General features: G+C 47.5%; 8 protein-coding genes. 2 read left to right on the top strand and 6 right to left on the bottom strand.

The window, feature by feature from the left end; genetic code table 11:
• The first annotated feature begins 15 nt into the window (after positions 1-15).
• Positions 16-1,119: a mechanosensitive ion channel gene (locus tag H6629_12475; protein ID MCB9068608.1), complete on the top strand. Its 1,104-nt coding sequence runs from the start codon at positions 16-18 to the stop codon at positions 1,117-1,119.
• Positions 1,120-1,224: 105 nt separating this feature from the next.
• The gene (locus tag H6629_12470; protein MCB9068607.1) at positions 1,225-2,142 is read left to right on the top strand and encodes a proline dehydrogenase family protein; all 918 of its coding nucleotides are present in this window, start codon (positions 1,225-1,227) and stop codon (positions 2,140-2,142) included.
• A gap of 84 nt (positions 2,143-2,226) precedes the next feature.
• Here the strand turns inward: H6629_12470 and H6629_12465 are convergent, their stop codons facing one another.
• The 6 genes from H6629_12465 to H6629_12440 form a co-directional block, all read right to left on the bottom strand.
• On the bottom strand, positions 2,227-4,101 hold the full coding sequence (locus H6629_12465; protein MCB9068606.1) for a hypothetical protein: 1,875 nt from the start codon (positions 4,099-4,101) through the stop codon (positions 2,227-2,229).
• A gap of 317 nt (positions 4,102-4,418) precedes the next feature.
• Positions 4,419-7,577 carry an efflux RND transporter permease subunit gene (locus tag H6629_12460; protein MCB9068605.1) on the bottom strand — a complete coding sequence of 1,053 codons (3,159 nt, stop codon included), beginning with the start codon at positions 7,575-7,577 and terminating at the stop codon, positions 4,419-4,421.
• Between the two features lie 69 nt (positions 7,578-7,646).
• Complete coding sequence (locus H6629_12455; GenBank protein MCB9068604.1) at positions 7,647-8,018, bottom strand: four helix bundle protein; 372 nt, start codon at positions 8,016-8,018, stop codon at positions 7,647-7,649.
• Between the two features lie 169 nt (positions 8,019-8,187).
• On the bottom strand, positions 8,188-11,805 hold the full coding sequence (locus H6629_12450) for an efflux RND transporter permease subunit (GenBank protein ID MCB9068603.1): 3,618 nt from the start codon (positions 11,803-11,805) through the stop codon (positions 8,188-8,190).
• Between the two features lie 136 nt (positions 11,806-11,941).
• Positions 11,942-13,141: an efflux RND transporter periplasmic adaptor subunit gene (locus tag H6629_12445; protein MCB9068602.1), complete on the bottom strand. Its 1,200-nt coding sequence runs from the start codon at positions 13,139-13,141 to the stop codon at positions 11,942-11,944.
• A 364-nt stretch (positions 13,142-13,505) separates the two neighbouring features.
• Complete coding sequence (locus H6629_12440) at positions 13,506-14,645, bottom strand: aminotransferase class I/II-fold pyridoxal phosphate-dependent enzyme (protein MCB9068601.1); 1,140 nt, start codon at positions 14,643-14,645, stop codon at positions 13,506-13,508.
• Positions 14,646-14,654: the final 9 nt, after the last annotated feature.

Below are 14,654 nucleotides of genomic sequence, written 5' to 3'. Positions count from 1 at the left end.
CAATGGCTGCATCAAATGCTGTTTACGCTGCTCGGGCAACCGGTAACACCGCTCAAATTAATATATGTTGCAGCAATTTTGCTGCTCACTTTCGGGATCATTATTTTGGTGAGGCGACTGACCCGGCGGTTCATTTTTTCAAAACTGCAGTTGGCGGAGTTCCGGGTAAAGCTGTATCAGCGAACAGTATCTACTATATTGTTTTTTATTGGTTTAACGATTGCAACAGAATCCTTTATCCCGCAAGCGGAGTTGATCCGACACATCAGCGAAATCCTCAATTTCCGGCTATTTACGCTGGGCGACAATCCTATTTCCCTTTCTGCGTTGCTCACGTTGCTGGTGTTTGTCATTATTTTTGCGATTGGCTCCCGGCTGCTTCGCGATATGGTGCTTTCGCGATTTTTAAATTATATGCGTATCGATGCAGGAACGCAATTCACGTTCGAGCGGATAGTGCACTATCTGATTATGGTACTCGGTGTAGTGGTCGCGTTCCAATCGATCGGCGTGGATTTGAGCGGCTTGGCTGTGATTTTCGGATTTTTATCTGTGGGTATCGGTTTCGGGTTGCAGAATGTCACATCCAATTTTGTGGCGGGATTGATTTTGCTATTCGAACGCCCCATCAACGTTGGCGATCGGGTGCTCATCGGCGATGTGGAGGGAGATGTCAACGAAATCAAAATCCGCGCTACGCGCATCCAAACCGTTGATAATATTTCAATTATCGTACCCAATTCCGAATTTGTCGCCAGCAACGTGATCAATTATTCGCATGGCGATCCCAAAATCCGCATCAACGTGGATGTCGGGGTTTCCTATAATTCCGATCTCGATTTGGTGTTGCGCACCCTGAAAGAAGTGGCGTTGGCAGATTCCGAAGTGCTCAAACGCCCGGAGCCGGATGTGCTGCTGCGCAATTTTGGCGATTCATCTTGGGATATGCGCTTGCGCATCTGGATTCGCGATCCCAAACGCCACCCGATTGTGCGCTCCAAAATCAATTGCGCAATTGTCCGCGAATTCCGCAGAAACGGTATCGAAATCCCATTTCCGCAACGCGATATCAATTTTCGCAATCCAATGCCGCCATCGCAAAACGCAATTGAGGATTGAAAATTCACAAATTACAAACAAAAATAAAGCAAAATGAATTTTCCGATTCGATTGACAAGTTCACCCCCGGCACGTTAAATTTCCGCGACAGTTACAGGAGAGGTCATGAGCATTTTCAATAAAACAGTCAGTCATACACTGCCGTATGTGCCAAAACCGATCATCGGCTATTTTGCGCGACCCTACATCGCCGGTGAAACGTTGGATGCAGCAGTCGATACCGTCAAAAATCTGATGCGCGACGGCGCATGCGCCACCATCGATGTGCTCGGCGAGGAAGTCACCAGAAAAGAGCAATCACTTGAAGCTGCTGAACTTTACAAATCCGTATTGCGCCGGATTTCTGAAGAAAACCTGCACAGCGGCGTGTCCGTAAAGCCCACCCACATGGGGTTAAAACTGGACAAACAATTTTGTTACGAGAACATCCGGTCTATCGTGCAAACGGCAAAAGAATGCGACCGGTTTGTGCGAATTGATATGGAAGATCACACCACAACCAGCGACACGCTGGATATGTATCTCCAGTTAAAACAGGAATTTAGCAATGTTGGCACCGTCATTCAGGCATACATGCGCCGAACGCTGGACGACGTAAATCGCCTGCTGCCGCACAACCCGGATTTCCGGTTGTGCAAAGGGATTTACAAAGAGCCCCACGCCATTTCCTACCACGATCGCGATATTATTAATCAAAATTTCAGCTATATTTTGGAGAAGTTGCTCACCGGCGGTTGTTATGTGGGCATCGCTACTCACGACGAAAAACTGGTTTGGGAAGCGTTACGGATTATCGATACACATGCCATTCCCAAAAGCCAATATGAATTCCAAATGTTGCTGGGCGTTACGCCGGAGCTGCGTCGCGTGCTGCTGAGTGCCGGGCACAAACTACGCGTTTATGTGCCGTTCGGTCCGGAGTGGATGCATTATTCCACCCGGCGGTTGAAAGAAAATCCGGATATCGTGGGGCATGTAACCAAAAGTATGGTTAAAAAAATGTTCAGCCGAAACGGCCAATAACAACGGATGCAGCTTTACCGATGTTAATTTTTGACAAAAAAAAGGCGGGACTAACCCGCCTTTTTTCATTACGTAAAGTGTTGTTTATTCTGCTGTTTCAGAGGATGGCAAGATGCGGAATCCGCTGAACTCAACCTGCATTTTCGGATCGGCGTACAAACCAACTCCGCCGGATTGCTCAACGTTCAACGGCAGCATTTTCAACAGCACACCGTTGGCATACAGCAAAATCAGCTTGCCAAAGCTTTTTACTTTTAACTGAATCTGATCGTAATTACCGATAATGCCGGCTTTAATCGGCTCTGAAACCAAAATTTTCACGCTGTGTTTGGTAACCCGCTGCAGCGAATAATTGCCGTTACTATCCACGGTAAACAGGAAAAACCGTTCGCCCGGTGCATCGTTTGACAAATCGTGTCCGAAAATTAACCCGTATTTACCATTACGCGACCCTTTTAAACGGCGGGTTTGCACCTCAACTTCCACACCCTGGTATTTGTTTTGATGGAAAACCTTTTTAATTCGCAAATTTTCCAGAATTACCAGCGACTGAACGCTAAAGCGGATATCCTCGTTTTCAACCAATCCGGCTAAATTCCACTGATTTTCGGCGAAGCCGATGACATTCAACGTTTGCAAAGCCGATTCCGGATTCAGCGTCGACTTTGAGTCGCGATATTGCAGCGTTTGCGGCGCAGATGCTAACGCGACTTCTTCAACTTTCGATTGGTAATGGCTTCGCTGTGCGCGTACCGTCAGTTTGCGCAGACTTTCATTTTCCGGACTCAATTGCAGGGCTTTTTTGTAATAAGCCAGCGCAGCGCCCCAATTTTCCTGGCTAAATGCTTTATCACCGCGAACAGTGTAGGCTCTCGTAATCATATCGATGCCATCCAGCGCTTCACTGCTGCCGGGATTATTGTGCAAAACGGCGCGATATTCTTTCAACGCTTCGTCCCATAAACCTTTGTTAAAATAGGCTCTTGCGCGTTGAAGCTGTTGATCTTCCAAAACTTGTGGATCGATCAGCGGCGGCGGGTTTTCACTGCGCTCTTCCGCGGTTTTCATGGTTACGAGTGTGGTTGCTTTTTCAACAAATGGCTCGTGCACTAAAAACGCCATTGTCGCGGTTAGCAAAGTGAGCATGAAATATACCGGCCAATTACTCCATCGATTGTTGACATTGCTCAATCCCGCAACGGCAATTACGCTATTTTCTTCAATTGATTGATAAACTTTGATCACTTGAACGGTAATTTCATCGTTGCTGCCACGAGAGCGGGCCATTTCCGTCAGTTTTTCTGCGGCACGTTCCGGTGAACTGGAGAGCACAATGCCCTGAATTTCAGTCGGATCGATAGCGTTCATTCCGTCCGAGGCAATCACAAAATATTCGTCGCGCTGAACGGGCATACGCGCCAGATCTATTTTGATTCCCAATTTTACGCCAATTGCCCGCGTTAGCGCCGGTTTTGCGGGCGCATCCGGGGTTTTGCCGGGCACTACCCGGATGTGATCGCGGGTTAACTGCTCCACCCGTCGCAAATTGACCCGGTAAATCCGGCAATCGCCGACATGCGCAAAAAATGCCGCTTTTTCGGTGAGTGCGAGCGCTGTGCAAGTTGCGCCAATTTTCCGGTGCATTCCGCTGGCAACCGCATATTGATACAGCGTTCGGTTGGCAATATCAAACGCGCGTTGCAAACTGAAGGCTACATCGTCAGACGGATAGGCAAAATAATTTTTCTGAATTGCCTCGATAATCATTTTACCGGCATTTTTGCCGATCGGATTGCGAATTTTGGAGTCGGAAATGAGGAACAACTGACCTTTATTACCCGATAACGCATTATCTTCCAGCGGAAATTTGCCATAATCGTCGTTATTGTGTTGACGTTTGACACCGCGTTCAGAATGCGAACCGTACAAAATTTTCATTACATCTTTTTTGGCAGCCATTTTTAATACCTTTTATTGGCTTAAGCATTTATCATCGAATTTTGAAGGGAAAAATTAAACATCTATTGAAACAGATGCGATGATTTTTCGCACTTATCAGGCCTTCGGGATCGAAGGACGCTATCAATGTAGTTTTAATGTAACAGATATTTGTGGTATTTTCAACGAATATTTAGTTGAAGTTTTTAAACCGATACCCAAAAGTGTTGAAAATACAGCATTTAGGTGAACCGCGATGCGTTAGTCAAAAAAAAGAGGCTGCAGAAAACAGCCTCTTTCGGATACGGTAAATGTTTATTTTTTATGAAAAACAATGATCAATTTTCACTGGGCACAGCCACATCGCCGGTGGATTTTCCTTTCACCAACCAACCCACAACCCGTTTGAAGAAAATCGCCAAATCGTCAAATAGCGTGTAAAACACCGGAATGACGGTGAGGGTCAAAAAGGTGCTGGTGAGCATTCCGCCGATAATTACGCGACCCATCGGCGCGTATGGAATACCGATCAAATCGCCTGAACCCAACGCCATCGGCACAATTCCGAAAATGGTGGTGAAACTGGTCATCATAATCGGGCGGAAACGGTTTTTTCCGGCATCCAAAATTGCATCGCGACGCGAATAGCCTTCCCTTCGGCGGCGATTGATCATGTCAACCAACACAATGCCGTTGTTTACCACAACGCCCACCAAAATAATAATGCCGATACCGGCCATTAAATCCTGTGGCGTTTGGGAAATTACCAACGCCAAATTCGCCCCGAAAATTGATAACGGAATGGCAAACATGATCGACAGTGGTAAAATGAACGATTCAAACAAAATAGCCATCAGCAAATATACCAGCACAACGGACAGCATCAGCGCGGTTTGCATCGCTTGCCCCTGTTCCCGGAAGCGCCGGAATCGATCGCCTTTGGACCAATCGTAGCCATACGGCAGGGTAAAATCGGCCATCAACTGGTCGATCTGTGCCGAAATTCTGGGCACATCGTTTGCCGTGGTTTGGGCTTTTACAGCTAAAAATGTTTTGCCATCGGTGCGCCCGATTTGCCCGAAGCCTTTTTCAATATTGAATGTTGCCATCGCCGACAGCGGAACACTGCGCCCCTGTTGGTTGGTGAAGCTCATGTCTTTTATTTGCAGCAGGCTCTCGCGGTCTTCTTCCTGCACCTGAATACGAACATCAATTTCGCGATCGGTTGCCTGAAAACGCGGCAAATTCAATCCGCGAACAGCATACATCAGGGTGTTGGCAACCTGATTTGCGTTGATGCCGTTGCGCGCTGTCGCTTCGCGATCGAGCTTGATTTTGATTTCATCTTCACCGGCTTCGCGGTCCGTTTCGACGCTGATGACGCCATCCAGTGTGCGCATGCGGCGTTCAACCTCTTCGGCGAGTTCCGCCAATTTTCCGGTATCGTCACCGTAAAGCATAATGGTTACGGTGCCTTCGTCGCCCATTCCGCTGCCGCGCCATGAGGTCCGGAATTTGATTCCCGGCTTTAACGGGATGCGCTTTTTGAGATCTTCGAGCACTTCATCGCGGGAAAGCGGCTCCTCTTTCCCCAATCCGACCAAATTTGTAACACCTTTATAAACAACATCATACCACTGTTGTTTTTCCGGTGGTTGCAGATAAACCCGCACCCGACCAAAGCCTTGCCGGAACCCTGTGTCCACCGCACGAATGTTGTATTCTTTGGCTTTGGCAAAAACAGTGTCTTCCACTTCTTTGAAAAAGCGGTTGGTGTCATCTTTTGTGAGATTTGTGGGTAAATCGAACATCAACCGCAAATCGCTGATATTTCCTTCCATTCCGTCGGATTCCTGAATTCTGGGACCGAGCACGCCAAATGTCACAAAAAGAATGAGCACTACGGCTAAAACGGTGTCCAGCCGGCGATTAAGAATTTTATCGAGAATTTTACCATAAAGCGATTTGAGCCGGGTAACCATCTTGCTTTCTTGGGCCATTCCGCCGCCGGAAAAATGGGTGGTTGCCAGCGGGATGAGTACCAACGCCACAAACAGCGATCCGAGCAACGAAAAAATAACCGGCAACCCGATGCGCTGCATGTAAAAATTGAAGCCACCGGCGCCATCTTTAATGATGAGAATCGGCACGAACACTGCGATGGTCGTTAGCGTTGCCATGATAATCGCCAGGTTAACTTCGCTGGCACCCCAAATGGACGATTCGCGGGATGGTTTGCCTTCACTGCGCATTCGGTAGATATTTTCCAACACCACAATGCCGTTATCTACCACCATTCCCACACTGATCATTAGCCCCATCATCACAATCAGGTTGAGTGTCCAGCCGATGAAATAGACAAAAATGAGCGAAATGAGAATGGATAGCGGAATTGCGAACATCATAATTATGGTCATCCGCAAATTTTTCAGGAAAAATAAGAGGATGAAAATAGCGAAGACCCCGCCCCAAATAGCCGTATCGCGCAAATTATTTACGGAATCCTCGATGAGGTCGCCCTGCACGAACAGCAGTTGCACATCCGCACTTTTGAGTTTGGGATGGGTCAGTATTTCTTCATTGAGTAATGTTTTTAGTTTGTGACTCATTTCGACCGTATTGGACAACGATTCTTTATAAATATCCATCAGCACACCCTGACCGCCGTTGACCCGCTGCGTCCAGTTGCGTTCCGGAACATCATATTTTACTTCGGCGATATCGCCGATGGTCAGCCCGAATTTGTTGATGGGAATCGCAGCAATTTCCTGCAACGATTTGAATCGCGCCAGCGAACGAACGATAAATTTTTTGTCGCCCTCATACACCCAACCGGATGACATCGCGAAATTATCGGAACGCATTTCGCTGATCACATCGTACACATTTATTTGGTGGGCTTTCACTTTATCCTGATCGATGAGAATCTGGATACTTTTTTCATCTGCGCCCCAAGTTTCGATATTGGCGACGCCATCGATCCGCTCGATGGGCTGTTTGATCAATTTTTCGACGATGTAATACGGATCGTCCACGCCATCGGGAAAACTGATGGAAAGAAAAATAATCGGCTCGTCATTTCGCCCGAACCGGCGCAGGTAATAGCGATCGAGATCATCCGGCAGCATGGCGCGGGCGCGTTCCATCCGATCGCGGAGCTGGTCGTATGCGGCATCCATATCCACATCGTTGCCAAATTCCATCCACGTCCAGCAGCCGTTGCTGCTGCTGTAAGTTTCCACTTTTGTGACACCGGGAATGGTGCGCACCTGCTCCTCAATTGGCCGGGCGATTTGCTCTTCCACTTCCTGCGGGTTGGCGTTGGGATACGGTGTCCAAACACCCAACGCCGGATAGCTAAACCCGGATGGCAACAGCTCGATGGGAATCTGTTTATACGCAACGCCACCCAAAACGATAATCGCCAATAATGAAACGATAATCGTTACCGGGCGGGTAACTGCCAATTTTGGAAGAAAAGATGGTCTATTATGCATAAAAACTCCAGTTTTGCTCGCTTCGCTCGCGACAGTGGTCATTAGAAAACTGGCTCACTGTCGTTCGCGTTATTTGCCCGGCTCTTGCCGGTTGCTGCCAATTGTTTGCAAATATTTGTTTAATTTGATCGCCAAAATATCAATATCTTTCATCAATCGCTCATGAGTTTCGGCATTGATTAATCGGCGTTGATAGGCTTTTTCCAGCCACGTTTTTGTTTCATAAAGCGAGCCACGGCTGTAATAGCCGAACTGCTTTGTTTCCCGGTAAAAAAATCGACCAAATCCCTCACTGATATTCGCAGCAATCGAATCTGCCGATCGAACCAATTGCTTTCCAATCGTATCTTTTTCAAAATAATTCCATTTACTAACTTCGTTCCACACAACTTCACCGATTTCAAGTGCCATTTGATAAATGCGCAAATCTTCCAGCTTCATAGGAGTAATCTCCGAGTACTATTTGGGATATTAATTTTGTTGATACAAAAAGATTTTACCTGATCAACGGCAATAATTCAACACCCAAAATATCGGAGATCAAATTTCGCGCGAAGCGCAAATAACCATTTATCGTGCAATGCACCAATCTACACGCGAAGCAAATAAATTAGCCAACCGAAGGTGCCGGGGATTTTCCTTCTGACGATTCAGTTTCAGTTTCCGTTTCGGCAACAATTTCTTTTCCGGAGAACACCGCATAAACCGTCGGGATAACAATAAGTGTCAGCACGGTTGCGCTAACCAATCCGGCAATTACGGTAATTGCCATTGGTGTGCGAATTTCCGCGCCCTCACCGATTCCCAAAGCCATCGGCAACAGTCCCAAAACGGTGGTAGTGGTGGTCATCAAAATCGGGCGTAAACGCGCCTGCCCGGCTTGTTTGATGGCTTCGTTGAGCGGCAGTCCCTGCCGGCGCATCTGATTGATGTAGTCAACCAGCACAATGGCGTTGTTTACCACAATTCCGGCAAGCATGATTAATCCCAGAAAAACCATGATATTCAACGGGATATTCAACACCCACAGCACGAAAACCACACCAATCAACCCGAACGGCATGGTAAACAAGATCACAAACGGATACACAAATGATTCAAACTGGGATGCCATTACGATGTAAACCATAAATATCGCAAGCAATAGTGCAAGTTGCAAACTTCCCAGCGAAACTTCCATTTCTTTATTTTGTCCGGTAATCTCGTAAGTGAAGCCATCGGGCAGGTCCAGATTACGCAACGCGACATACACATCTTCGCTAACGCTGGACAAATCGCGTCCGGCAATATTTGCCAAAATCAGGGCGGAACGCTCCTGATCGATGCGGCGGATTTCGCTGGGACCTTCGTTAATTTCGATGGATGCAACGGCGTTGAGCGGAATCGGCACATTACCACCCGGATTCACCACCAGTTGGCGCAATCGCTCGATGGACGCTTTGTCCTCGTCCCGCACTTTTACGCGAATATCAATCCGGCGATCTTCTTTTTTGAACTGGGTTGCCACATCGCCGCGCACTTTGTTTCGCACGGTGTTGGCAACGGTCATCAGGTTCAATCCGTAAAACGCCAGTTTTTCGCGATTATAAACGATCTGCACTTCCGGATTTCCCCGCTGAAGGTTGGATTTCACATCCGTCATTCCGGGAATTTCCGAAAGTATCGAAACGGCTTCGCGGCTGACCCGCGTCAGTTCCGACAGGCTGTAGCCTTTTATTTCCACCTCGATAGGCGTTTTGAAACTGAACAGCACCGGTCGGGAAATCTTGTAATCTATCCCGCTGAAATTACTGAGTTTATCGCGAATATCCGCTAAAACGGCATCTTCCAGCGCGGCGGGGTTTCGCCCTTTTACATCCAGCGTAACCGTAACTTTGGCGGTGTGTTCGCCGGATTCGCTATCGGAAACTTTGGTCAGATCAACACCGGCAACGGTGGATACTTTTCGCACATCCGGTTCCGCCAGCAGCATTTCCTCGATCGGCGAAATAACTTCGGCAGTCGTTTCCACCGGCGTTCCGATGGGCAGGGTAAGCTCCACATTAAATTCGCCCTGGCGAACTTCGGGAATCAGCTCGCTGCCCAATTGCGGCAACATCACAAAAACCGTAAAACCAAACAGCAAAACGCTGAGGATGAGCACACCGGCTTTGTTTTGCAATGCCCAATCGATTGTCGGGGGGTAACGCACTTGCACCCGGTCGTATAAATTGTTAAATCCGCGAACAAACAAATCGAAAAAGGGATGGAGAATTTTTTTCCAAATCCAGACAATCGCACCGACAACATATCCGAAAAGCATCAGCAACAGCGTGATAATTTTGCTGAACAATTCTATCACAAGCTGGATGAGAAACCGGAAAATCGCGTAAACGGCACGAACAATCCCCAAAACTCCCAAAATAATTTTGATTACAATATTTTTTGCATTTTTAACCGAATCGAAAATCCTGCGGAAATTATTGCGTACTTCCGGAATGGCATTGAATTTCAGCAGAAAATTTTTCGGGCGATCACCGGTATTTCCGGTCCAGCCGTTGCTGAAATTGCGCGATGCCAGCATCGGGATAAAAAACAGCGCAACGCCCAAAGATGCCAACAGTGAGAACACTACGGTCAGCGAAAGATCGCCAAAAATTTGCCCGGCAACGCCTTCCACAAACACCATCGGTAAAAATACAGCAATGGTTGTGAGGGTGGATGCGGTAACGGCGCCGCCAACTTCTCCGGTGCCGCGCACGACCGAATCGGTCAGATTATCGCCCTCCTCCCGGCAACGGAAAATGCTTTCGATAACCACAATGGCGTTATCTACCAACATCCCGATACCGAGTGCCAAACCGCCAAGTGACATTATATTTAAAGATACATCAAACAACTGCATCGGCGCAAACGTGGCAATAATGGAAATCGGGATTGCCAATCCCACAATTAACGTCGTGGCGAGATTTCGCAAAAATAAAAACAGAACGATAACCGCCAGCACACCACCGAGAACGGCCGTGTTTTTAACTTCATCAATGGAATTTTCGATAAATACGGATTGATCGGTGAGCAAGTTGATTTGCATTTGGTCCGGCAATTTATTGGCGATGAAATCGGTCATCTGTTTCATCATCATTTGCTTCATAAAATCGCCGCGTTGGTTGCCCTGCTGCTCTTTTTTCTCGTCTTTTTTCTCATCCTTTTTTTCGGCGTCATTTTCTGCAACCGCTTCATCTTTCTTTGCGGTTTTTGCTGCTTCCGCTTTCGCGGCTTCTTCGGCTCTCATATTCGCAACAAATGCCTGTTGCGCTGCCGTTCCAAACACGCGGCTGTTGACCCGTTTGGCAACTTCCACAATATTGGCGTCGCCTTCTTTAAAAATTTCCAGCTCAACACTTTCTTCGCCATCCAGCCGGGTGATGATCTGCCGCTCTTTAAATGTGCGATAGACATTGGCAACATCGCTCAACTTTATTTCCCGCTGATCGCCAAAATTCAGCCGGATGTTGCGGATTTCATCAATATTTTTGAATTCGTTGAGCGTCCGGACGATGTATTCGGTTTGCCCTTCTTTCAGCTCACCACCGGCGAGGTTCACATTTTCCTGCGCCAACCGCTGGCGAATCTGTTGGATATCGAGCCCCAACAAGGTCAGTTTTTGCTCGTTCAGTTCAACCCGGATTTCTTCTTCGTAACCACCTTTTACCTTAACAGATGCAACGCCATCAACGGTTTCCAGCGCCCGTTTGATCTGCTCCTCAGCCACATATCGCGTAAAAAATAAATCCTGTCCACCGGTTAGTCCAAGCCGGATAATCGGGTCCAGTGATGGATCATATTTCAGAATAATCGGTTTTTCGGCATCATCCGGCAAAAAAACCATATCCAGTTTTTCGCGCACTTCGCTGATCGCCATATTCATGTCCGTATCCCAGTTCAGTTCCAGAATAACATCCGACTGACCGGCTTTGGAGATAGAACTGATCGAAACGAGATTGGTGACCACGCCCAGCGCCTCTTCCACCTGACGGGAAATGGCGGTTTCCACTTCCTCCGGCGCAGCGCCGGGATATTCCGTTCGCACCGTTAACGACGGATAGGTGATGTCCGGCATCAGGTTCAGCGAAAGCATGCTATACGAAAGCCAGCCAAATACCAGAATGCCAATCAAAATCATGGTGATGGCAACCGGGCGTTGGGTGGTAAATTGGAAAAAATGAGATTTTTCTTGAGAGATGTTCATAAATAAATCCTGAAAATCGGTTCGAAAACCTTGTTTTTAAATGAATTAGCTACTGACATGAAATCGAAAGGCCGCCACAGTCCGGCAAGCCTTTCGGAAGTAAAATCGATTGTTGAACGCGACTAAAATTGCCGAATTATCCTTTGTGAGCCAAATCTTTCTGGCTTTCGGTGATGGTCGCAGATGGTTTGGAGGGTTGCCAGGCGTAGCGTTTTTCTTCGATAATTTTCACTTTTGTGCCCTCTTTCAAGCCATTTTGCCCGAGAACCACAATTTTGCTGCCTTCTTCCAAATCGTTGAGAATTTCCACTTTTTCGGCGTCCTCAAACCCTTTTTTCAATTCCATCCGCCGGGATGTATCGTCTTTTACCACAAAAAAGTAGGTGCGCTCATTTTCATAAATCAGCGCGGCTTTGGGTGCGAGCGGAGTGTTTTCGTGGGTATCGACGATCAATTCGGTATTCACAAACATCCCGGGGCGCAGCCGCCCGGCGGGATCTTTTACCGCTACAGTAACTTTAAACGTGCCGCTTTGCGGATCGATAATCGGGCTGATGCGTTTTACAGATGCCGGAAATCTTTCGCCATCGAGAATGCCTGTACTAACCGTTGCGGGTTGATTTTTGAAAATCTGGGTAAATTCATCCTGCGGCACGTAAACCTGCACAATTTTTTCATCCAGATTAGCAATCTGGAACAGATTGTTTGCCGCCTGCACGCGGTCGCCCAAATTAACCAAACGTTCACCCACCACTCCGGAAATCGGGGATGTTACGGTTGTCCACTGCAAATTCAGCGAAGCTTGTTTCCATGCAATTTCAGCTTGTTTGTATGCGATTTCCGAGCTGAAAAATTCTTCCTGACTGAGCAATTCTTCTGCTTGCAGCGCTTTAAAGCGTTTGAATTCGGACTCCTGTTTTTCGAATTCCAAACGGGCTTTTTGTTCAGCTAATTCGTATTCGTCTTTTTCAATTTGAACCAACCGTTGGCCTTTGTTAACCCGTTGGCCTTCCTCAACATAAATGGCTTCCACCAACCCACCGATTCGTGGATAAACATCCACAATCTGTTCGGTTTCCAGCGTTGAACTGTATTGCAGAAAGTTGGAAATATTGCCACGTGTTAAGGTCGTAACTTCAACCGGAACAGCGCTGGGTGCATTGCGCATTCCCGGGCCGTTTTTGTTACCTTCTTCTGTAGTTTTGTTGCTATCTGCATTTGCAACATTTTTTGTGTCACCATCTTTCGAGTTGGCATCGCCGGTACTGCATCCGTTCAGCATCACAACGGCAAAAGAGATGACCAAAAATATCAAAAATAAGCGCGACTTTTTCAAAACTCCTCCTCAGATAAGGTATTTGGCTTTCGCTATGCAAACAAAAATATTGTTGACTATACACTGATCGTAAATTTTGGCACCGGAGCAACGTGTCCGGTATGCTCATTGTGTATCACTTACGAACAAGTTTTTCATAAGTTTTATAAAAAATAAAATATTTTTTTATAAAATAAGCGATTGGATTATGGTAACCGGCAAATTGCCTACCATACCCGAATGGTTGTATCAGGCATCCAAAGTATTGAAAATTATGGGTTCCCGATAAAAACTGCGGGTAATAACCCATTCAAAAACCATTTGGTTGTTTGCAAGCTTGTTCCGCTCGCTCACTCACAGCTTCAAAGATAACATGCAGACACTATCAAACCCATGAATTTTTATGTTCGATAGATTCAAAAAAAAAATCCCGGAAGGTCAATACGGGATTTTTTTTGGGGCGAGTTCTGCAGCTTTCCGATTTAGCGAATTGTTGGCAAAACATCAAACAATTGCTGGTGCTCATCCCGTGTGCCGATGGCAATGCGACACCAGCCGCGCAATAGCGGAATTCCCGATAAATTTTGATGAGAATACGGTTCTCCGCCAGTTTTTCTGTGATAGACGCTGCTGCGTTGCCAAAATTTACCAGAATAAAATTGGCATCCGTATCGTGAGTTTTCCAGCCGAATGCTTCCAATTGTGCGATCAGTCGGCGCTTTTCCGTGCGCACATCATCGACGACCCATTGCACATGTTCCGGGTCATCCAGCGCTGCGCCGATGGCAATTACGCCGGGCGAACTCAGCGAAAACGGCGGGTCAACCTTGCGCACTTCGTCGATCACCGGCGTATTTGCGATAATCAACCCACAGCGGATTCCCGCCAGGCAATACGCTTTGGAAAACGAATGCAGCACCACCAGATTCGGGAATTCGTCCACCCAGTGCACCAGCGATTCATCCAGAAAATGGTGATAGGTTTCGTCGAGCATGACCAACGCATCGGGTGCTGCCAAAAGCAATTCCCGAAGCTGATCCGGGTTGATCACCGCGCCGGTCGGGCTATCCGGCCGAACGATGGACACCAGTTTCGTTTTCGGCGAAATCGCCGCCAGATAGCCATCCATCGGAAACGCGAAATCCGGTTGATACGCCACGCTCCGCAGCGTCGCGCTCATCACGCCGGCGTGAATGGGAATAATGCCAAAAGTGGGATCAGCCAGCACCACTTCGTCACCGGGATCGATGTAGGTTTGCATCAACGAACGGATAGCGTCATCCGCGCCGTTGGTGAACAGCAATTTTTCCGGCGAAACCCCCAAAATTGCGGCGGTTTTTGCCTTCAATTCCGGATATTCGGGATATGCGCCAACATCTTCCCAGGTCATTTTTTGCAGTGCAGCAAGCACTTTAGGGGAGCAACCGCGAGTGCTTTCGTTCAAATCCAGCCGGATGCTGCCGCGCCGCAACGTCGATTTTATGGGATATGCGGTCACATTTTCGATCGCTTTTCGCACTTTCATATTTCCCCC

It is taken from the genome of Calditrichia bacterium, from assembly GCA_020634975.1.
Lineage (GTDB): Bacteria > Calditrichota > Calditrichia > RBG-13-44-9 > J075 > JACKAQ01.
Note: the sequence above shows the minus strand (reverse complement) of the source record. Positions and strands in the feature narration are given on the sequence as shown.